Source organism: Streptomonospora nanhaiensis (genome assembly GCF_013410565.1).
In the GTDB taxonomy this organism is placed as follows: Bacteria; Actinomycetota; Actinomycetes; order Streptosporangiales; family Streptosporangiaceae; genus Streptomonospora; species Streptomonospora nanhaiensis.
This window is the reverse complement of the sequence record NZ_JACCFO010000001.1, coordinates 6,163,061-6,181,389: the sequence shown is the minus strand read 5'-3', so window position 1 is coordinate 6,181,389 and position 18,329 is coordinate 6,163,061. Positions and strand designations below refer to the sequence as shown.

Below are 18,329 nucleotides of genomic sequence, written 5' to 3'. Positions count from 1 at the left end.
CCCCTCCTTCACCGTCGCCAGCACCACGCTGGCCGATGGCGCTCCCTGGCCCGCCGCGCAGATGTCCGCAGGTGTCCCGGGAGGCAAGGACGTCTCGCCTCAGCTGTCGTGGAGCGGCGCCCCCGAGGGGACCAAGAGCTACGCCGTCACGGTGTACGACCCCGACGCGCCGACCGGCTCCGGTTTCTGGCACTGGGCCGTGGCCGACATCCCCGCCACCGTCACCGAACTTCCCGAAGGCGCGGGCGACGACACCGGGTCCGGCCTCCCCGACGGGGCCTTCCAACTGCCCAACGACGCCCGGGCGGCGCGCTACCTCGGCGCCGCGCCGCCGGCGGGGCACGGCCCGCACCGCTACTTCGTCGTGGTGCACGCCCTGGACACCGAGACCATCGGGGTCCCGGCCGATGCCACCCCCGCCTACCTCGGCTTCACCATGGCCGGCCACGTCCTGGGCCGCGCGGTCCTGACCGCCACCGCCGAGACCCCATGACCGCGACCCCGGTCACGCTCGCCGAGTGCGGCATCCACCTGTCCCGGGGCGGCACGGTTCACGCCGGCACCTGAAGCAGTTCCATGCCAGGACCGACGCCGACGTCCACGCCGACCACTGGCAGGTGCACACCGCGGCCGGCACGGTCGTGTCCTGCGCCATCGGCGTCATCCGCCTCTATGTGCGTACGGAGCGCCCGGGGCAGCACGACCGGTGCCCGGAGGCGCGCGGTGGCCGTCCCCACGCCTCGTTGGCGTTCCGGTCGTCCCTGAGCCGACAGCCCCCGGCGGAGTGGACGCGTTCGGCCGTCCGCGTCGTGCTCAGCGGCGGTGGAGCAGCCGGGTGGCGGCGGCCAGCAGCGGAGTGGTGAGGGTGGTGGCGGCCGCGCCGAGCGCGGTGTCGGTGGCCAGGATCCAGCGGACGGTCGCCATTCCCCGGGTGATGGCCGCACTGCCCCGTCGGCGCGTGCCCGCCTCGAACCGGTCGACGGCCGTGGTGAGCGCGGTGGTGCCGGTTCCGGCGCGGCCGAGGTTGTCGACCAGGTCGGCCGCGTCGCGGATGGCGACGCCGGCCCCCATGCCGGCCGTCGGCGGGGTGGCGTGGACCGCGTCTCCCAGCGCGGTGATCCGGCCGGCGGGCCACGGCGCGAGGTCCCGGGCCCGCGTCGACGCGGCGTTGAACCGGAACGCGGCCACGGAGTGGGGGTCGGCGCGGGCGAGGACTTCGAGCACGTGCTCGCTCCACCCCAGCTCGGCGAACCGGGCCAGCAGCGCCGCCCGCAGTTCCTCCCCGTGCAGGCCGCGCAGGGCGCCGGTCGCGGAGGATTCGGGGAGCATGGCCCCCCAGATGTAGGTGGGGCCCGTCGTGTGCGCCATGCGCAGTTCGGGCCGGTCCAGGGCGGCGTTGCCGACGGGGTCGAGAAAGCCCACGTAGAGTGCTGCTCCGTGGCCGCCGAGCGCCAGGCTCGATCGCGGTCCCAGCCGCTGCCGCTCGCTCGGGCTCAGTGCGGGCAGCGGTGTCCGGCCGGAGAAGCCGATGATGCCCGCCGGGGTGTTCGTCGGGCCGCCGGCCAGGTACCGGGCCACCAGCGAGTGGGTGCCGTCGGCTCCGACCACCAGATCCCCGGTGACGGGTTCGGTGTCGGCGAACCCCACCCGCGGCGTACCGTCGGCGTAGCCGACCTCGGTCGCCGTGCGGCCCAGGTGGAGGTCGTCGCCGACCGCCTCGGCGAGCAGTGTGCGCAGGGTGATGCGGTCGATGTCGACGCTGGGGTCGCCGGCGAGATCCGGGCCGTGTCCCAGCAGGCGGCCGCGCCGGTCCCAGAACGCGTCGCGGTCGCGCAGCCGCAGCGCCGAGGACGACGCCAGCAGCCGCTCGACGCCCTCCGGCGGGAGCAGCTCCCGCAGCGCGGTCTGGGCCCGTCCGTCCAGTGTGATGTGGTATCCGCCTGTGGCCGCGACCTCGGTGTCGCGGTCGAACACCGCCACGTCGATTCCGCGGCGCCGCAGTCCGGCCCCCACCGCGGGTCCACCGATTCCGCCGCCGACGACAACGACACGCACCATGGTCTCCGCTCCTTCTTCGCTCCGGGATCGTCCCGATCACGCAGGAGGATGGGGCATGTGGTGGCCACCGGATGTCCACTACCGCGCCCATAATGGCGCGGTGGCGGATACCTCACAACGGGCGCTGCGGCTGCTCTCACTGCTGATGGCGCGGCACCAGTGGTCACTGGGCGAACTCGCGTCGCGGCTCGGGGTCAGCGAACGCACGGCCAGGCGCGACATCGAGACCCTGCGCGGGCTCGACTACCCGATCACCACCGTCCGCGGGCCCGGCGGCGGGTACCGGCTGGACACCGGGCACGCCCTGCCCTCGCTGCGGTTCGACGACGACCAGGCCCTCGCGGTCGCGGTGGCCCTGCAGACCGCTCCGAGCACGGTGTTCGGTCTGGCCGACGACTCGGCCAGGGCGCTGGAGACGCTCACCCAGGCGATGCCGGCCCGCGTGCGGGCGTCGATGGAGACCCTGCGCCTGACCAGGTTGCGGAACTACTGGGAGTTTCCCGCCCCGCCCGTCGACCCGGACACGCTCACCGCGGTCGCCGGCGCGGTGCGCCACCGGCACGTGCTCGCCATCGGCACCCTGCGCCCCGACGGGTCGCGGGCCCTGCCCGGGGACACGGACTTCGCCCCCGCCCGCCGCGTCGAGCCCCACCACCTGGTGGTGTGGGCGGCGCGCTGGTACCTGGTCGCCTACGACCTCGCGGAGGAGGCCTGGCGCATCCACCGCGTCGACCGGCTGGTCCCCCGTCCGACGACGCAGCCCTTCACCGCCCGTGCGCTCCCCGGGGGCGACGTCGCCCGGTTCGTCATGACCAGCCACGACCGGGGTGACACCCCCACCGCCTGGCCGTGCACGGGAACCGCGCGCCTGGACCTGCCCGCCGGGGTCGTCGCCCGCTGGGCACCCGGCGGCTCGGTCGTCGAGCACCTGGACGCCGACCACTGCCGGCTCACGCTCGGAGCGTGGTCGTGGGCCGGTGTCGCCGGCATCCTCGCCACCTTCGACACCGGGATCACCGACGTGACCCCCGCGGAACTGGTCGACGCCTGCCACCGCCTCGCCGAGCGGTGGTCCGCCGCCGCGGGGCCGACCTCGTAGGCGAGGGTCCCTGGCTTTTGCGTTCGCGCGCCCGCACGGACCCGGTGGCCCCCTTACCGGAAGGCGACCCCGCGCACGCCCTCCCCGCTCGGCGGTGGGTTACCGGTCGGCGGGCCGGGCGCCCGCTCCCGCCCGGATCCGGTGAAGGACAGCGGCTATGGCCCGTTTCACGCCCGCAGGCCCTCGATCGCGGTGTCGATCGCGGCCAGCGCCGCCGTCCGCCGGCGCGGCTGCGCGCGGACTGGCCGAGACTCGACATCCTGATGAGCAACGCCGCCGACACCACCCACCTGCCCATCGGGGACTGGACGGAGGAGGCGTTCGACCGCGCCGGACCGTGCCGCTCCACCGCCTGGGGACCGCCGCCGAGTTGGCGAAGGCGGCCGTCTACCTCGCCTCGGACGAGTCGGCCTACACGGCCGGCACGGTACTGCGCGTCGACGGCGGTATCGGGGAACTCGCCCACTAGACGCGGTGGTCCGGTGGACACCGCCGCCCCGGCCGGTGGCGCGCGGCGCGCGGCCGGGGCGGCGGCGGCTTCCGGGCGAGGGGTGCGGGGGCGCGGCGCGCGGCTGAGGGGCCGGGGCACGCCGCTCTACACTGCCCGCATGGACGCACGAGCCCTGTACCTCGTCGTGACCGGCGCGCCCGCCCGGAACGCCTCTGCGGGCCACATGGTGGAGGCGGCGCAGGGCCGGGGGTGGGAGGTCACCGTCATCTCGACTCCCATGGGTACCCGGTTCCACGATCCCGACGAACTGGCCCGCCGCACCGGGACCGCGCCGCGCGTCGACTTCCGGCACCCCGGCACCGGGCAGCGCCTGGTGCCGCCGGACGCGCTGCTGGCCTACCCGGTCACGTTCAACTCCCTCAACAAGATCGCCGCCGGGTTCGCCGACACCATGGCGGTCGCGGTGGTGTGCGAGATGCTCGGCTACCGGGTGCCCACCGTGGTGGTGCCCCACCTCAACGAGCCGCTGGCCCGGCACGCCGCGGTCGGGCCGAGCGTCGCCGCGCTGCGGTCGATGGGCGCGCGGGTGCTCTTCGGCCCGGAGGCACCCGCCGGGGACCGGCTTCCGTCGGTGGAGGAGGTGCTCGACGCCGTCGACGACGCCTGGCGCCAGAGCTCCCGGCCGGGCGCAGGCGCCTGAGTACGCAGCGGGGACGCGCTGGCGCCGGGGGCCTTGCCTTACTTCCCCGGCCCGCCCGGCCCCGGACGGCCGCGACCGGACCGTTCGGGCGGTCCCCCGAGCCGCCCATTGGAACTACCCTGGCGCGGCCCGACGCGGTGCGGCCAGGACGGAGGCGGGAGCGGGGCCCCGGTCGGGCACCGCGGGGCTCCTACGCGGCCCCGGTGCGGGCGAGGTAGACGGTGTTGGCGGCCTCGCGCTCCTGAAGCGGGTTGGGGAAGGTGACGGTTTCGGCGCGGGCCGCCGCGAAGACCGCCTGGAGGGCCGCCAGGAAGCGCGCGTCGGGCGGGTCGTTGGACCACAGCGCGAACACGCCGCCGGGGTGGAGGTTCCGCCGGAGGCGGCGCAGCCCTTCGGTGCGGTAGAACGCGGCGTGGTCGGGGTGCAGCACGTGCCGCGGCGAGTGGTCGATGTCCACGACGACGGCGTGGAACAGCCGGTGCGGCGCCCGCGGGTCGAGCCCTTCCGCGCGCGCGGCCAGGTCGAAGAAGTCGCCGTGCTCCAGCCGGCACCGGGTGTCGGCGGTGAGGGCCGCACCGGCCGGGACGAGCCCCCGCTCGTGCCACTCGATCACCTCGGCCAGCGCCTCCACCACCACCAGCGTGCGGACCCGGGGGTCCTCCAGCACCGCCTGCGCGGTGCAGCCCAGCCCCAGCCCGCCCACCGCCACGTCCAGCGGCTGCTCGGGCGGTCCGGGCGGCAGGGCGACCTCCCGCAGCGCCAGCCGCGCCAACTCGACCTCCGCCGCCGTGAACAGGCTCGACATCAGGAAGTCGTCGTCGAGCTTGATCTCGTACACGTCCTTCTTGAACATCGGGTCCCAGCGGCGCCGCAGGCTGATGTCGCCCATGCGGGTCGGCCGCCAGTCCAGTTCCCGGAAACGCACGCCCACGCCCCCACGCCCCTCTCCCGCACACACCCGACCGCCTGCGGCGGGACGCCGGGGCGGTGGTTTCGACGCGGCGGCCTTCGCCCGGCGCTGTCCGACCGCACCGACCGCTCCGTCCCCGTTGTACAGCACACTCCCGGCGAAGGTGCCGCAGGACACACGATCTCTCACGTGAGAGTAGAGTCGCCCGCGGAGGTGCTGTGATGGGTGCGGCCCACTGCGGATCGGCGCGGTCGCCGAGCGCACCGGGCTGTCACTGCGGACCATCCGCTATTACGGCGAGGTCGGCCTGGTGGAGCCATCGGCCCGCTCGCGCGGGGGGTTCCGGCTCTACACCGAGGACGACGTGGAGCGGCTGCTGCTGATCAAGCGGATGAAACCGCTGGACTTCAGCCTGGAGGAGACCCGCGACCTCCTGGAAGTCCTGGACGGACTCGAAAACCCCGCCACCCCGGCCGCCGACCGGGCGGCCCTGGCCCAGCGGCTCGACATGTTCGAGGACGCCGCCGCGGCCCGGTGCCGGGCGCTGCGGGAGCAACTGGACGTGGCCGAGGAGTTCGCCGGGCGGCTGCGCGCCCAGCACGACAGGCACCGCGCGATCGCCGCGGACGGCTAGGGAGCTGCAGCGCCGGCGACCGCCGACGCGGGGCCACCCGACTCGCCCGTCCCTACCCTCACGAGATAGTAGAGTTCCGGCCGCGAGGGGCGTGGCGCCGCTTCCGTCAACTCCGGCACGCCCCTCGCCCGCAATGGCCAACGAGTACGAGGGACCGAGCAGGAAGGCCGAGGAGAGCCCGCAGGACCTCACCGACGCCCAGGTGGATCGGCTGGCCTTCCTCGCCCAACAGCAGAGCGTCGCCCAGCAGCGGGAGTCGACGGAGGAGGCCAGGCGCCAGACCGGCCTGGACCTCCCCCCTCGGCCACTACACCAAGCGCACGGACGCCGTGAAACGGGCGATCGCCGAGAAGGCGGCCTCCGACCGCGCAGGCGCCCGCAACAGCAGCACCGGGGCGCGGCGCCGAGGGCGCAACCCGTAGACGGCCCCGGCTCGCGCGGCTCGGGGCCGCCATCGAGCCGGAGTTGTCCCGCATACCGCGCCTCACCGGTTCCGAACGCGAGAAGCGGGCCACGCGGGAGACCGTCCTCCGCGCGGCCTTCGGGCTGTTCCCGGAGCAGGGCTGTGAGGCGCCTCGGTCAACCGGATCGCCGGGGCGGCGATGGCCTCGCCCGCGACGTTCCGCACGTAGCGGCGGCGCTGCGGGAGGCGTACGCGCACATCACCGCCGGGTACCGCATGCCCAAGCGGCACCGGATCACCCTGGCCCCCGGCGACTCGATCGACGCGAGGCTGGTCGAGGAGCTGGTGACCGGGTCCCACCGCCTCGTGCTCGCCGCGCTGCCCCGCCGACCCGGAGGCGGTCGGCGCCGGCCGCGCGGAGCCGCGGTAACGCGGCGACCGGGCGCGCTCTACGAGAAGGCGACGGTTCCCGCCGGGCTGACCTCCGAACGCTTCTCGCCGGCCTTGATCAGTTCACCGCGGCGGGTGTCGGAGCACCAGGCGTCCGTGTGGATCTGGGCGTTGTAATCGGTGTTGTTCTCGACGTCGTAGATGATGTCGAGCCCGTAGAGGGGATAGCAGTCGCCGGTGTTGGGGTCGACGATCTCCCCGCGGACCCGGGGGTAGCCGACCTGCTCCTCGTACTCGTACACGAACCTCTTCGTGCCGTTGGGCTCGCTTCCGGCGTGTGTCATGTCGCTGATCCGATCCGTGTGGAGGCGTTCTCCGGCCGTCGACGGCCGGGGCGGGGCGGTCGCGGCGTCCTTCTCGGAGCGCGCGTAGGCCGCCCCTCGGCAACCGCCTGACCGGCGGAGTGGCGGGCATGCGCGGCCGGCGCAAGCGTGACGGTGTGTTGACTTCGGCCCGGCATCCCGGCGCGGTCACTCCCCTGGCCCGCCCGGGAGCGCCTGGTTAGGATGAACCGCCGCCAAGCAGCTCGGCCGGTGAGGAGCCCCCATGACCGACGGCCCGGCGCCCGAACCCGAGGCGGGAGCCCCGGCCCCGCACGCCGCCTCCGCACATCCGGCACCGCCGCACGGGCCGCCGCCCCCGCACCTGCGTCCGCAGCAGCCCTGGACCCGCCCCGCCGGCGCCGGGTGGCCGGGCGGGCCGCCTCCGCCCCCGCCCAAGGGGGCCGGGTTGGCCGTGGCCGCCGTGGTCCTCGGCCTCCTGGGGTGCGTCGTGCCGTTCCTGCCGGTCGACCTCACCGGCGTGCGGCACTACGTCGCCTTCCCCTTCTGGTCGGCCGGACTCCTCACCGCGGTCCTCGGCTGCCTCGGGCGCCGCCGGGGCAAGCCGCTGGCCGCGGCCGGCGGCGCCCTGTCCGTCCTCGCCCTGCTCCTCCAGGTCGCCATGGTCGCCGGCCACCTCGCGCAGGCCCTCTCGCCCGCGACCGCACCCTAGCCCGGCCCCTGCGCGCACGACGGGTCCCGCCGTCCGGGCCGGGGCCCCGCGCCGTCATGCCCGGCGGCGGTACAGGCGCCGTCCGCCCGGCCGGCCGCCGACGGTCGACCCGGGCGGCCCCCTCTCCCGGCCGCCCCGGGCGCGGCCGGCGCCGCGGCACCCGTGTCCGCACCCGGGCGGGCTCGGCTTGACGCCTATTTGGTTAACCGCTATCCATTGAGGGTCGCAGAGGAGGACGGTCGTGCAGGACGTGGTGCTGGCGCTGCTGGCGAAGGAGCCCTCTCACGGCTACGACCTGCGCATGCGGTTGGCGGCCGCGCTCGGGCCGCTGGGTGAGTCGTTGAACGCGGGGCAGGTCTATGTGACCCTCACCCGGCTCGAAAAGGCGGGACTGGTCCTCCAGGAGCGCGAGGACGCGCCGGTGCGCGGGCCGCGCCGCAAGGTGTACGCGCTGACCCCGGCCGGGCGGGAGCGGATCGCCGCGTGGATGGCCGAGGACGTCGGGCCCCGGGCCGACGTGGCGGAGTTCCACCTCAAGCTGGTGGCCGCCGCCGAGTCGGGATTGGCCGATCCGCTCGCGCTCGTGCGCGCACGGCGCCAGGAGCTGATGCGCGGCCTGGCGGAGGCCCAGCGTGCCGCCCTCGCTCACGACGCGAACTCGGAGGCCGGACTGCTGCTGGAGGGCGTCGCCCTGCGGTTGCAGGCCGACCTGCGCTGGCTGGAGGCGTGCGCGCGGACCTGGTCCGCGCGCGCCCCCCGTGGAAACGGCGGAGGAGACGCATGACACAGGACGCGCCGCGAGACAGCGGCCGGCCGCGGCGGCCGGGCGCGCCGCACCCCCCGGGCGGGCCGCACCGGCCGGGCGCGGCGCCCGCGCCCGGCCGCCGGACCGGCGCGGCGGCCGAACCCGCGCTGCGGGCGGTGGGCCTGTCGCGGACCTACGGCCGGGGCGAGAGCGCGGTGTGGGCCGTCGACGGGATCGACCTCGACGTCCCCACCGGGCAGACCCTCGCCGTGACCGGGCCCAGCGGCTGCGGCAAGTCGACCCTGCTGCAGCTGTTCGGCGGGCTGGACCGGCCCACCGACGGCGAGGTGTGGCTGGGCGGGCGGCGCATCGACCGCCTCGGCGAGCGGGCGCTGGCCCGGCTGCGGCGGCGCGCCGTCGGATTCGTCTTCCAGGCGTTCCACCTGATGGACGAGCTGACGGCGGCGGAGAACGTCGAACTGCCCGCGCTGCTCGCCGGCGCGTCACCGCGTACCGCCCGCGCCCGCGCCGCCGCGCTCCTCGACCGGGTCGGCCTCACCGACCGGGCCCGCCACCTGCCCGCGAAGCTGTCCGGCGGGCAGCGGCAGCGGGTCGCCATCGCGCGCGCCCTGGTCAACGAACCGCTGGTGGTGCTGGCCGACGAGCCCACCGGAAACCTCGACAGCGCCGCGACGCACGACGTCCTGCGCCTCTTCGACGAACTGCGCGCGGCCGGCCAGACCCTGGTCATGGTCACCCATGACGAACGTGTCGCCGCCACGGCCGACCGCGTGGTCTCCATGCGCGACGGCATGCTGGCCGACGACACCCGCCTGGCGGCCGCCGGCGGCCGCGGCCGCCGTGACGGCCGCACCACCCACCTGGGCGCCCTCCTGGGCTGGGAGGGCTGAGGCGTGGGACGCCTGCTGCTGATGTGGCGCCTGGTCACCCGCGACCTGCGCCGCCGCCCCGGCGAGGCCGCGGTGTTTATGGCCGCGGTCACCGCCGCGACCGCCGCGCTGGCCCTCGGCTTGATGGTCGACAACGCCGTCACCACCGCCTACATGAACACCCGCGCGGCCACCGCGGGCCCCGACATGACCGCCATCACGACGGCCGCCGACCCCGGCGAGCTGGCCGGACGCATCGCGGCCGCGCAGGGCGTGGGCAGCCTGACCGACCCGATCCCCGCGTTCTCCACCGTGGTCGGGGCCCACGGCGACACCGCGCGCTCCTCGGTGGAGGGGCGCGAGCGCGCGCCGTCCCCGGTGGACCGGCCGCTGGTGACGTCGGGGACCTGGGTCCGCCCGGGCGGCGCGGTGGTGGAGCGCGGCTTCGCCGAGGTGCTCGGCGTGGGTGTCGGCGACCGCGTCACCATCGCCGGGCGGGACTACCCGGTCGTCGGCATCGCCATCAGCGCGGCGGCCCCGGTCTACCCGTGGAGCGACCAGGCCCAGGGCCCCGGGCCGACCGACTGGGGCGGCCGGATCTGGCTCACCATCGCCGACGCCCGCACCGCCGCGCAGGACGCCGAGGCGCTCGTCGTGCACCTGGTCCACCTCCGGCTGACCGACCCCGACGCCGCCGCCGACTGGGACACCACCCTGTTCGCCCCGTACAACACGAGCGGCGTCTGGGTCAACACCCGCACCTGGGAGGGTGTGCTGGACACCAACCTGGTCATGGTCAAGGACGCCCAGCCCGCCCTGGCCGTCGGCGGCTCGCTGCTGGCCGTGGCCGCCTGCGTCACCCTCGCCGCCCTCACGGCGATCCGGGCCGCCCGCGACCACCGGCGGGCCCAACGCCTCAAGGCGGTCGGCGCCGGCCCCCGCACCGTGGCCGCCGTGCTGCTGGCGCAGTACCTGCTGCTGACCGCCGCGGCCGCCGGGCTCGGCCTGGCGATCGGCACCCTGGCCGCGCCGGCGCTGGCCCATCCCAGCCCCGGGCTGCTCAGCACCGTCGGTCCGCCCTCCGCCGCCGTCGTCGTCACCGTGGTGGGCCTGGCCCTCGCGGTCGTGCTGGTGAGCACGCTCGACCCCGTCCTGCACGCCGCGCGCACCGGCACCGCGGCCGGGCTGGCCGAAACGGCGCGCCTGCGCACGCGCCGCTCCCGGCTGACCGCCCTGACGGCCTACCTGCCCACCCCGCTGCTCCTCGGCGTCCGGCTGATGGCCCGCCGGCCCGGCCGCGCGGTCCTGAGCGCCGTGGGCATGGCCGCCACCGGTGTCATGGTGAGCGCGCTGCTCACCTTCCGCAGCGCCTGGGGCACCGTGGAACTGCCGCCCGCCATGGCGGCGGTGAACAACCGAACCGCCGAGGTGCTGCTGGGCGTCACCGTCGCGGTGGTGGCGCTGTCCGCGCTGAACACGGTGATCCTCGGCTGGAGCGGCGCGGTGCAGGCGCGGCGCGCCCTGGGGATCAGCCGCACCCTGGGTGCGACGCCCGGACAGGTCGTGGCGGCGCTGTGCACCGCGCACCTGCTGCCGGCGGTGCCCGCGCTCGTGGTGGGCCTGCCGGCCGGGATCGTCCTGTACCGGGCCTTCAGCGAATTCTGGGTGGTTCCGCCGCGGCCGTGGCTGTTCGCGGCCGCGCTCGCGGTCCTGTCGGCCGCCGCCGTGCTGACCGCCCTGCCCGCCTGGCGGCACGCCCGCGTCCCCGCCGGTCGCGCCCTCAACGCCGAAGCGGCCTGAGCGCCCCGGCGCCGCCGCCTCCTTCCGCGGTCGTCCCCGGTCTTCCCCGCCCGCCCGCGCCCGCCGCGCTCGACGCGGCGCGGCGGGCGCGGGCGGGCGGGCGGCGGACGCCGCGGCGCGGGACGCGCCCGGGTCAGCGGGGCAGCGCCTCGACCGTGGGGACGACCACGGCGAACAGGTCGCCGATTCCCGTCAGGGCGGCGGTCTGGAGGACGGCGGCGGGCACGACCGTGCCGTCGGGGGCGGGCAGGGCGCGGGTCGCCGTGGCCTCGGCGACCACGGTGGCGCGGTATCCGCGGTTGAAGGCGCCCTGGGCCGTGTAGTTCACGCACATGTGGGTCATGAAGCCCGCGATCACCAGGTTGCCCCCGCCGCCGGGGGCCGCGCCCGCGCCGGCCAGGGCCGCCTCCAGGTCGGTGCGGTGGAAGGAGTTGGGGAACCCCTTGACCACGACCGGCTCGCCGGGTGCCGGGGCGACCTCGTCGCTGATGGCGCCGATGTCGGCGCGGATGTCGTAGGGGGTGCCCTCGCCGCCGTCGTGCATCACGTGGACGACGGGCGTCCCCTCGGCGCGGGCACGCGCCAGCAGGCGGGCGCCCGCCGCGATCGCCTCCTCGGCTTTCTCCAAGGCCATGACGCCGGTGCGGTAGGTGTTCTGGAAGTCGACCATGACCAGCACGGAGTCGCCGAGCCGGGCCGGCCCGCCGTCCAGGTGGTTGACCTCGCGGAGGGTGGCGGACGCGTGGGTGGTGCTCATGATGTCGCCTTTCTGGGGCGGAGTGGACATGGTGCGGCACCCCGGCGCCCTGGCGGGCGCGGGGAGGCGGGTGAACCGGAGGCGGAGCCGTCCGGGTGGGAAGGCGGCGCCGGCGCGGGGCGCGGAAGGGCTGGGCGGGGGTCAGGCCGCCCGGACGCGGAAGCGGCGCCGGTAGGCCGCGGGCGTGGTGGCGAGCCGCCGGCGGAACGCCCGGTGCAGGGTCTCCGCCGAGCCGAGTCCGGCGGCGGCCGCGACCCGGTCGAGCGGCTCGTCGGTGGTCTCCAGCAGCCGCCGGGCCGCCTCGACCCGGGCGGCCTCGACGTAGGCGGCGGGGCCGGTGCCGGTCTCCTGCTTGAAGACGCGGGCGAAGTGCCGTGTGCTCAGGCACATCCGGTCGGCCAGCGCCTCCACGGACAGGTCGGCGTCGAGGTGCTCGGCGATCCACAGCAGCAGGTCGTCGATGGCCCGCGAGGCCGAGGGCGGCCGGCTCAGCGGCACGGAGAACTGGCTCTGCCCGCCCTGCCGCTTGAGGTACATCACCAGTTGCCGGGCCACCGCCAGGGCCGTGTCCTCGCCCAGGTCCTCGGCCACCAGGGCGAGCGCGAGGTCCAGGCAGGCGCTGATCCCGGCTCCGGTCCACAGCCGCCCGTTGCCGGACCGGACGAAGATCGGGTCGGGGTCGACGGCGACCTCCGGATGGTCGGCGGCGAGCTGGGCGGCGGTGGACCAGTGCGTGGTCGCCGACCGGCCGTCGAGCAGTCCGGCCGCCGCCAGCACGTGCGCGCCCACGCACACCGACGCCACGCGCCGGGCGCGGGGGGCGGTGGCGCGCACCCACGCCACGATCCCGGGATCGACCCGGGCCCGCGGGCCGCGCTCGGTCATGTCGACCGCGCCGGGCACCACGAGTGTGTCGATGCCTCCGTCGACGCCGTCGAAGAGGAGGTCGGCCACCAGCCGCACGCCGGCGGAGGTCCGCACCTCCCCGGCCGCGGGCCCGGCCAGGCGCACCTCGTAGCCGGCCTTCCCGGGGGCCACCCGGTTGGCCAGGGAGAAGACCTCGGCCGGGCCGGTGACGTCGAGGAGGTCGACGTCGGGGAAGACCGCGATGACAACACGGCGTGCGACGAACATGGGTTCATCCTCACCGACGCCGCTTATGTCCGCAATGACGGATAACTGACTGTTTCGGACACGCGCCGCGGGTTCCCGGGCCGCGCGCCGGTCCCGGCGCGCGGCCGGCGGTGCGTCAGCCGGCGCCCAGTGCCCGAAGCAACCCCTCAAGGCCGCGCTCGCCGTGGCGGGTCTGGGCGCCGCGCGCCAGTCCCCGGGCTGCCCCAGCCGCCCGATTCCCGACCAGATCGCCGACAAACGGTCGATGATGGTGATGGCGGGCCTGGAGAAACCCACGCGGTTCAACGAGATCAAGCGCCGCCTTGAGGGCGTGACCCAGCGGGTCCTGACCCAGACCCTGCGCCGCCTGGAGCGCAACGGGATGGTCGTGCGCCGCGTGCTGCCGACCTCGCGGTCGGGGTCGAGTACTCCCTCACCCCGCTGGGTGAATCGCGGCGGGAGCCGTTCGGCCGACTGTACGACTGGACGGTCGAAAACGCGGATGAGATTCGGGAGCGCCAAAAGGAATACGACCGGCGCGTTCAAAAACGGTGAATCGCAGGGGTGAACCGCGTCATCGCAAACGAGTGAAGTGCTGTGAATTCCCCTCGCCTACGGGCCGGCGCGGGGCCGGCGCGAAGGGCCCGAGCGCCCGCTCCCAAGCCGGGATTGCGTCGCCCGGCGGCATGCGGGCTGCCCGGCCACCCCGCGCCGGCGGGCTGCGGACGCGCGGCGGGTGGGCGGCGGGGGCGGCGAGGGCGGCGCCGCGGCCGGAACGACCTGGCCGCCCGCTTGGGGAAATCCCCGCCGTGCGGGCGGCCCCGCCCTACGCTGGGAGGACGCGCTGCCCACCGCCGCCCCGCGCTGATCGCCCCGATCAAGGAGGCACCCCCGCCCATGGCGCCCACACAGCACACCTCCGCCGCCGCAGATCTCGGTCTCCTTGTGCCGGTGCTCTTCGGGCACGCCGCGTTCCAGCAGCTCAACGCCGGCTGCCGCCTCGGCCTGTTCGACCTGCTCAACGCCGAGGGCCCGCTCTCGGCGGAACGGATCTCCGAACGCCTCGACCTGCCGCCGCGCTCCTGCGACGTCCTCCTGCTGGGCACCACCGCGCTGGGCCTGACCGCGATCGACGCGGACGGCTACCGCAACGGCCCGCCGGTGGCCGCCGCCTTCGGCGCGGGCCTGTGGCCTGTCCTGCGCGACATCGTGGAGTTCCAGGACCGCATCGCCTACCTGCCCGCCGCCGACTACGCGGAGTCCCTGCGCACCGGCCGCAACGTCGGCATCCGCCACTTCCCCGGCACCACCGAGGACCTGTACTCGCGGCTGTCGGGGGTCCCGGGCCTGGAGGACCTGTTCTACCGGTGCATGCACTCCTGGTCGCGGCTGTCCAACCCCGTCCTGGTCGCACACCCAGCGTTCCCGCAGGCACGGCGGGTGCTGGACGTGGGCGGCGGCGACGCGGTCAACGCGGTCGCCCTGGCCCGGGCCCACCCCGGCCTGCGGGTCACCGTGATGGACCGCGAGGGCGCCCTGGCCGCCGCCCGGCGGACCATCGGCGCGGCCGGGCTGGCCGACCGGATCGCCACCCACGCCGCCGACATCTTCGCCGGCGTGTACCCGCACGGGCACGACTGCGTGCTCTTCGCCCACCAGCTCGTCATCTGGTCGGCCGAGCAGAACCTCGCCCTGCTGCGCACCGCCTACGAGGCGCTGCCGCCCGGGGGCGCGGTCCTGGTCTTCAACGCCTTCGCCGACGACGACCGGACCGGCCCCCTGTACGCGGCGCTGGACAACGTCTACTTCTCCACCCTGCCCTTCCGCGACTCCACGCTCTACCGGTGGGAGGAGTGCGAGGGCTGGCTGCGCGAGGCCGGGTTCACCGACGTGCGCCGCACCGCGGGCACCGGGTGGACACCGCACGGTGTGGTGAGCGGGCGCCGTCCGGAGCACTGACCCCGGGGCGCCGGGCCGGGAGTGCGGGCCGCGGCTCGACCGCTTCCCGCCGGTTCCTCCGACTACGCGGCTTCCGCTGCTTCCGCGGCTTCTTCCGCGCATCCCGGATTTCCGCCGTACACCCCGAATGGATGGAAATTGACGGCATCTGCACCCCATGGGTCGTGCCGACTCCGAATTCGGGCATGCGCACCGGGGCGGTTCAGGCGTTCGGTTCGGGCCGAACACGAAACCAGGTGGCCTGGTTCCAGGAATTTCGACCACCACATGTCGGCGGTTCCCCTGAAAAGGGTAAACTACCTTCAGTGATTATGCGAATCTTATGTGTGTACTGATATACCGCCGCTCCGTACGCGGTGGTGGTTCGGTACACCGCGATGGGGGAACCGCATATGGCGTTTTCCAGTGCTCACCTTCCGCAGGCAGATAACCCCCGAGAACTCGGCCATCCGATGAACACCCCCGCCGGCCAGATCACCGCCGCCCTGGACTGGATGACCACCTTCCTCATCACCCCCCACCCCGAAATCGGCCGCAAAGGCGCCGTCTGCCCCTTCGTCGAACCCGCCATGCGCGGCCAGACCCTGCGCGTGGAGCACCGCCGCGTCCCCGCCCACGCCACCGTCGACGACATCGCCGCCCTCGTCGACCACATGGCCGAGGTCTTCACCACCGCCCACTGGAAGCACCCCAACCGCGTCCTGCACGCCCTGGTCGTCGTCGTCGACGGCCTGCCCCCCGACCGCACCCGCGTCCTCGACGACGCCCACCCCCTCGTCAAACCCGCCCTGGTCCGCCGCCGCCTCATGCTCGGCCAGTTCCACCCGCACTGCCCCGACACCGCCGCCCGCAACCCCGCCTTCCCCGTCTCCCGCTCCCCCGTCCCCCTCCTGGCCATGCGCCACATGGCCTTCCACGACGTCCTCTTCCTCCACCAGGACCGCGCCTGGTTCACCTCCTACGCCCAAGCCTTCGGCCACCGCTACCGGCGCGGCACCATCCCCGACCCCCTCTTCACCGACCTCTACACCCAGGCCTGCCGCCGCTGGGGAATCCCCGAATAACCACCCACACCACCCCACCCGCCACCACGGCCACCGATCGCGCCCCGGTTCCCCGGACTCGGGGAACCGTCATCGCCTCAGCGCGCGGTCGACCGCGTTGTCGGCGCGGGGGGACGGACGAAGGAAAAACGGGTGCCCCGATACCCCGCAAAAAGGGCGCCTCCACGAAGAAGAGGCTTCGGCCGTGCCGGAGTCGGGCCCTGCGCCGAAAGCGGGCATCGGCTCACCCCCTTATCACTCCAAGGGAGATGTTAGTTCACCGTGAACCCGTGTGGTAGGGGGATTGAAAATTGTTCTCACCCCCGCCGGAACGGGAATTCACCATCGACCATCATTTCCCGCATCCGGCTCTAAATCCAGCAAAATACGACACGGGAACGGAGGACGGCCCCCGGATGCGGGTCCGGCCGTCCGGCCGGACCCGCCCCGCCGCCCCAGCGGCGGGCGACCGCTCGGCGGCCGGGAGACGCCCGCCGGGGCGCGCACGCCTCACGCGGGACGCCGGGAGGCTTCCGCCACCTCGTCGGTACCGGAAACGTTCATCGCCGGCGCCTGGGCCGAGAGCGGGCCCGCGGGCCGGTGCAGGCGGGTCTGCACCGGGGGGTTCCAGAACGCCCCCGCGCCCCACCCCGCGTTGATGCCCACCAGCGCTCCGACCGGCACCGGGCGCAGCGGCCGGGCTGGCGGCCGCCGCCGCGGTCGGCATCCCGGCGGTCCTGGGAGTGTGGGGGGTCTGGGCCGTGGCCGCCGGCCTCGTCCAGCTCGCCGCGGCCGCCGGCCGCCGCCGGCTGGGCGGCCAGTGGGCCATGATCGCCAGCGGCGCCATCTCGACCCTCGCCGGCGCGTCGTTCCTCGCGCAGGCCGGCGGCGACGACCCCTCGCTGCGCGCCCTCGCCGGCTACGCCTTCCTCGGCGGTGTCTTCTTCCTCGTCTCCGCGCTGCGCCTGAACCGGGGCCGCGCCCGGACGTGACCCTCCCGCCCTCGGCCCGGCGGGCCCGCCCGGTGCGACGGACCGGGCGGGCCCGCACGCCGGCCGCCGCCGGTGCCGCCGACCGGCGAGGGGTCGCCGGCGCGGCCGGCGTGAACGGGAGGGAGACACCATCCGGATTCGGAACATCAAAAAAATCAAGATCGACATCTTGAATCTCAATGAAACAGTCGATAGAACATAAGCCGGACAGGCCGATCGGCTGTTCGAGCGACTCGGCCGCGCCCGAGGCGGCCACGCCTGCGGGCACGGGCCCCTCGGGGCGGCGGGCGGCCCTCCGCCGGGGCCGGACCGCCGTTTACCGGGTCACAGGGCGCCCCACTATGGTGAATGTGCCGGTGGTGCGCCACCACCCCGCTCGCCGAGGAGGCCGGATGCCGCAGGACCCGTACAGCCCGCCCGAACTGCGGGCCTCCGACGCCGACCGCGACCGGACCATCGACCTGCTGCGCGCCGCCGTCGCCGACGGCCGGCTCACCCCCGCCGAGTTCGACGAGCGGGTGGACGCGGCGCCGGCCGCCCGCACGGTCGCCGCCCTGGCCCCGCTCACCGCCGACCTCGTCGCGGCGCCCGGCGGCGCCGGGCCGCTCGCGGGCACGCCGGCCGATCCGGCCGCCGACCTGCTCACCATCAAGGAGAAGCACGGCATGGTGCGCCGGGCCGGCCCGTGGACGCTGCCGCACCGGCTGGCGCTGCGGACCTCCTGGAGCGCGGTGCTGCTCGACCTCACCGACGCGGTGCGCACCGGCCCCGAACTCGTCATCGAGGCGCGGGTGACCGGCGGCGACGTTGACCTGGTCCTCGCTCCGGACATGGCCGTGGACGCCAACGAACTCGCGGTGCGCTACGGCCAGGTCGACATCGGCCGCAACCCCTACGCCGGCACACCCGCGGCACTGCGCGTGCGCGTGGTGGGCCGCCTGCGGCACGGCCGGATCGGCGCCCGGTGGCAGGCGCCGCAGCGGTGACCACGCGCGGCGCCGGCCCGCGGTCCGCCGCCGCGGGCACCTCCCGGATGTCCGCCGGGCCCGCCGCCTGCGGGTGGCGCGGTGGCAGGTGCGGGTGTTCCCCGTGCTGCTGCACACCACCGACCGCCCCCACCCCACCTCGGCCGCTTCCGGCGGCGGCTCGCCGCCCTCTGCGTCGGCTCCCGGCTGGTGCGGACGCCGTATGAGTTCCAGCGCGGCGGCGACCACATGCTCGTCCTCGACTGCGCCGCCCGCGGCCCCCTCCCCCCGCTGCCGGGCCCCCGCGAAACCGACCCGGTCCGCTGGCGCCACCTCGTCCCCACCGAGCGACCGCGCGGGCGCTAGG

General features: G+C 75.3%; 20 protein-coding genes. 15 read left to right on the top strand and 5 right to left on the bottom strand.

Annotated elements, in window-relative coordinates:
* The first annotated feature begins 61 nt into the window (after positions 1–61).
* On the top strand, positions 62–493 hold the full coding sequence (locus HNR12_RS27260; protein ID WP_217782996.1) for a YbhB/YbcL family Raf kinase inhibitor-like protein: 432 nt from the start codon (positions 62–64) through the stop codon (positions 491–493).
* 320 nt (positions 494–813) lie between these two features.
* On the opposite strand, the gene HNR12_RS27255 is transcribed toward HNR12_RS27260, so the two are convergent.
* Positions 814–2,058, bottom strand: a complete 1,245-nt coding sequence (locus tag HNR12_RS27255; protein ID WP_218902065.1) for an FAD-dependent oxidoreductase — start codon at positions 2,056–2,058, stop codon at positions 814–816.
* Positions 2,059–2,158: 100 nt separating this feature from the next.
* Here HNR12_RS27255 and HNR12_RS27250 point away from each other — a divergent pair, with 100 nt between their 5' ends.
* The 3 genes from HNR12_RS27250 (at position 2,159) to HNR12_RS27240 (ending at position 4,308) form a co-directional block, all read left to right on the top strand.
* Entirely contained in the window at positions 2,159–3,157 is a 999-nt protein-coding gene (locus tag HNR12_RS27250) for an HTH domain-containing protein (protein ID WP_179770225.1), read from the top strand.
* A 337-nt stretch (positions 3,158–3,494) separates the two neighbouring features.
* Positions 3,495–3,626, top strand: coding sequence for an SDR family oxidoreductase (locus HNR12_RS29680; protein ID WP_308251385.1), 132 nt, complete (start codon positions 3,495–3,497; stop codon positions 3,624–3,626).
* Positions 3,627–3,765: 139 nt separating this feature from the next.
* On the top strand, positions 3,766–4,308 hold the full coding sequence (locus HNR12_RS27240; RefSeq protein ID WP_179770224.1) for a flavoprotein: 543 nt from the start codon (positions 3,766–3,768) through the stop codon (positions 4,306–4,308).
* Positions 4,309–4,498: 190 nt separating this feature from the next.
* Here the strand turns inward: HNR12_RS27240 and HNR12_RS27235 are convergent, their stop codons facing one another.
* Positions 4,499–5,239 (bottom strand): spermidine synthase, encoded by a 741-nt coding sequence (locus HNR12_RS27235; protein WP_179770223.1) that lies wholly within the window; start codon positions 5,237–5,239, stop codon positions 4,499–4,501.
* Positions 5,240–5,453: 214 nt separating this feature from the next.
* Between HNR12_RS27235 and HNR12_RS27230 the strand changes: the two genes are divergently transcribed.
* Positions 5,454–5,852: a MerR family transcriptional regulator gene (locus HNR12_RS27230; protein ID WP_179770936.1), complete on the top strand. Its 399-nt coding sequence runs from the start codon at positions 5,454–5,456 to the stop codon at positions 5,850–5,852.
* An 852-nt stretch (positions 5,853–6,704) separates the two neighbouring features.
* On the opposite strand, the gene HNR12_RS27225 is transcribed toward HNR12_RS27230, so the two are convergent.
* On the bottom strand, positions 6,705–6,989 hold the full coding sequence (locus HNR12_RS27225; protein WP_179770222.1) for a hypothetical protein: 285 nt from the start codon (positions 6,987–6,989) through the stop codon (positions 6,705–6,707).
* A 262-nt stretch (positions 6,990–7,251) separates the two neighbouring features.
* Here HNR12_RS27225 and HNR12_RS28040 point away from each other — a divergent pair, with 262 nt between their 5' ends.
* The 4 genes from HNR12_RS28040 (at position 7,252) to HNR12_RS27205 (ending at position 11,133) form a co-directional block, all read left to right on the top strand.
* The gene (locus HNR12_RS28040; RefSeq protein ID WP_217782993.1) at positions 7,252–7,698 is read left to right on the top strand and encodes a hypothetical protein; all 447 of its coding nucleotides are present in this window, start codon (positions 7,252–7,254) and stop codon (positions 7,696–7,698) included.
* Positions 7,699–7,939: 241 nt separating this feature from the next.
* The gene (locus HNR12_RS27215; protein ID WP_179770221.1) at positions 7,940–8,482 is read left to right on the top strand and encodes a PadR family transcriptional regulator; all 543 of its coding nucleotides are present in this window, start codon (positions 7,940–7,942) and stop codon (positions 8,480–8,482) included.
* Positions 8,479–9,354, top strand: a complete 876-nt coding sequence (locus tag HNR12_RS27210) for an ABC transporter ATP-binding protein (RefSeq protein ID WP_179770220.1) — start codon at positions 8,479–8,481, stop codon at positions 9,352–9,354. The genes HNR12_RS27215 and HNR12_RS27210 overlap by 4 nt, the downstream gene beginning before the upstream one ends.
* 3 nt (positions 9,355–9,357) lie before the next feature.
* Positions 9,358–11,133 carry an ABC transporter permease gene (locus HNR12_RS27205; RefSeq protein WP_179770219.1) on the top strand — a complete coding sequence of 592 codons (1,776 nt, stop codon included), beginning with the start codon at positions 9,358–9,360 and terminating at the stop codon, positions 11,131–11,133.
* A 133-nt stretch (positions 11,134–11,266) separates the two neighbouring features.
* On the opposite strand, the gene HNR12_RS27200 is transcribed toward HNR12_RS27205, so the two are convergent.
* The gene (locus HNR12_RS27200) at positions 11,267–11,890 is read right to left on the bottom strand and encodes an isochorismatase family protein (protein ID WP_179770218.1); all 624 of its coding nucleotides are present in this window, start codon (positions 11,888–11,890) and stop codon (positions 11,267–11,269) included.
* A 141-nt stretch (positions 11,891–12,031) separates the two neighbouring features.
* Positions 12,032–13,024 carry a GlxA family transcriptional regulator gene (locus HNR12_RS27195; protein ID WP_179770217.1) on the bottom strand — a complete coding sequence of 331 codons (993 nt, stop codon included), beginning with the start codon at positions 13,022–13,024 and terminating at the stop codon, positions 12,032–12,034.
* A 163-nt stretch (positions 13,025–13,187) separates the two neighbouring features.
* On the opposite strand from HNR12_RS27195, the gene HNR12_RS27190 reads away from it, so the two are divergent.
* The 6 genes from HNR12_RS27190 (at position 13,188) to HNR12_RS27165 (ending at position 18,328) form a co-directional block, all read left to right on the top strand.
* Positions 13,188–13,571, top strand: coding sequence for a winged helix-turn-helix transcriptional regulator (locus HNR12_RS27190; RefSeq protein WP_217782994.1), 384 nt, complete (start codon positions 13,188–13,190; stop codon positions 13,569–13,571).
* Between the two features lie 329 nt (positions 13,572–13,900).
* Positions 13,901–14,962, top strand: coding sequence for a methyltransferase (locus tag HNR12_RS27185; RefSeq protein WP_179770216.1), 1,062 nt, complete (start codon positions 13,901–13,903; stop codon positions 14,960–14,962).
* A gap of 452 nt (positions 14,963–15,414) precedes the next feature.
* Positions 15,415–16,026: a DUF6875 domain-containing protein gene (locus HNR12_RS27180; RefSeq protein ID WP_179769538.1), complete on the top strand. Its 612-nt coding sequence runs from the start codon at positions 15,415–15,417 to the stop codon at positions 16,024–16,026.
* A gap of 740 nt (positions 16,027–16,766) precedes the next feature.
* The gene (locus tag HNR12_RS27175; protein ID WP_217782126.1) at positions 16,767–16,997 is read left to right on the top strand and encodes a hypothetical protein; all 231 of its coding nucleotides are present in this window, start codon (positions 16,767–16,769) and stop codon (positions 16,995–16,997) included.
* A gap of 392 nt (positions 16,998–17,389) precedes the next feature.
* A complete protein-coding gene (locus HNR12_RS27170) occupies positions 17,390–17,983 on the top strand; it encodes a DUF1707 SHOCT-like domain-containing protein (RefSeq protein ID WP_179770215.1) in 594 nt (197 codons plus the stop codon).
* A gap of 189 nt (positions 17,984–18,172) precedes the next feature.
* Positions 18,173–18,328 (top strand): hypothetical protein, encoded by a 156-nt coding sequence (locus HNR12_RS27165; protein ID WP_179770214.1) that lies wholly within the window; start codon positions 18,173–18,175, stop codon positions 18,326–18,328.
* The last annotated feature ends 1 nt before the right edge of the window (position 18,329 follow it).

Coding starts and splice junctions, on each gene's coding strand:
- HNR12_RS27195 (WP_179770217.1), bottom strand. CDS start 13,024: ATGTTCGTCGCACGCCGTGTTGTCATCGCGGTCTTCCCCGACGTCGAC.
- HNR12_RS27180 (WP_179769538.1), top strand. CDS start 15,415: ATGAACACCCCCGCCGGCCAGATCACCGCCGCCCTGGACTGGATGACC.
- HNR12_RS27255 (WP_218902065.1), bottom strand. CDS start 2,058: ATGGTGCGTGTCGTTGTCGTCGGCGGCGGAATCGGTGGACCCGCGGTG.
- HNR12_RS27240 (WP_179770224.1), top strand. CDS start 3,766: ATGGACGCACGAGCCCTGTACCTCGTCGTGACCGGCGCGCCCGCCCGG.
- HNR12_RS28040 (WP_217782993.1), top strand. CDS start 7,252: ATGACCGACGGCCCGGCGCCCGAACCCGAGGCGGGAGCCCCGGCCCCG.
- HNR12_RS27185 (WP_179770216.1), top strand. CDS start 13,901: ATGGCGCCCACACAGCACACCTCCGCCGCCGCAGATCTCGGTCTCCTT.
- HNR12_RS27260 (WP_217782996.1), top strand. CDS start 62: ATGTCCGCAGGTGTCCCGGGAGGCAAGGACGTCTCGCCTCAGCTGTCG.
- HNR12_RS27170 (WP_179770215.1), top strand. CDS start 17,390: ATGCCGCAGGACCCGTACAGCCCGCCCGAACTGCGGGCCTCCGACGCC.
- HNR12_RS27210 (WP_179770220.1), top strand. CDS start 8,479: ATGACACAGGACGCGCCGCGAGACAGCGGCCGGCCGCGGCGGCCGGGC.
- HNR12_RS27225 (WP_179770222.1), bottom strand. CDS start 6,989: ATGACACACGCCGGAAGCGAGCCCAACGGCACGAAGAGGTTCGTGTAC.
- HNR12_RS27200 (WP_179770218.1), bottom strand. CDS start 11,890: ATGAGCACCACCCACGCGTCCGCCACCCTCCGCGAGGTCAACCACCTG.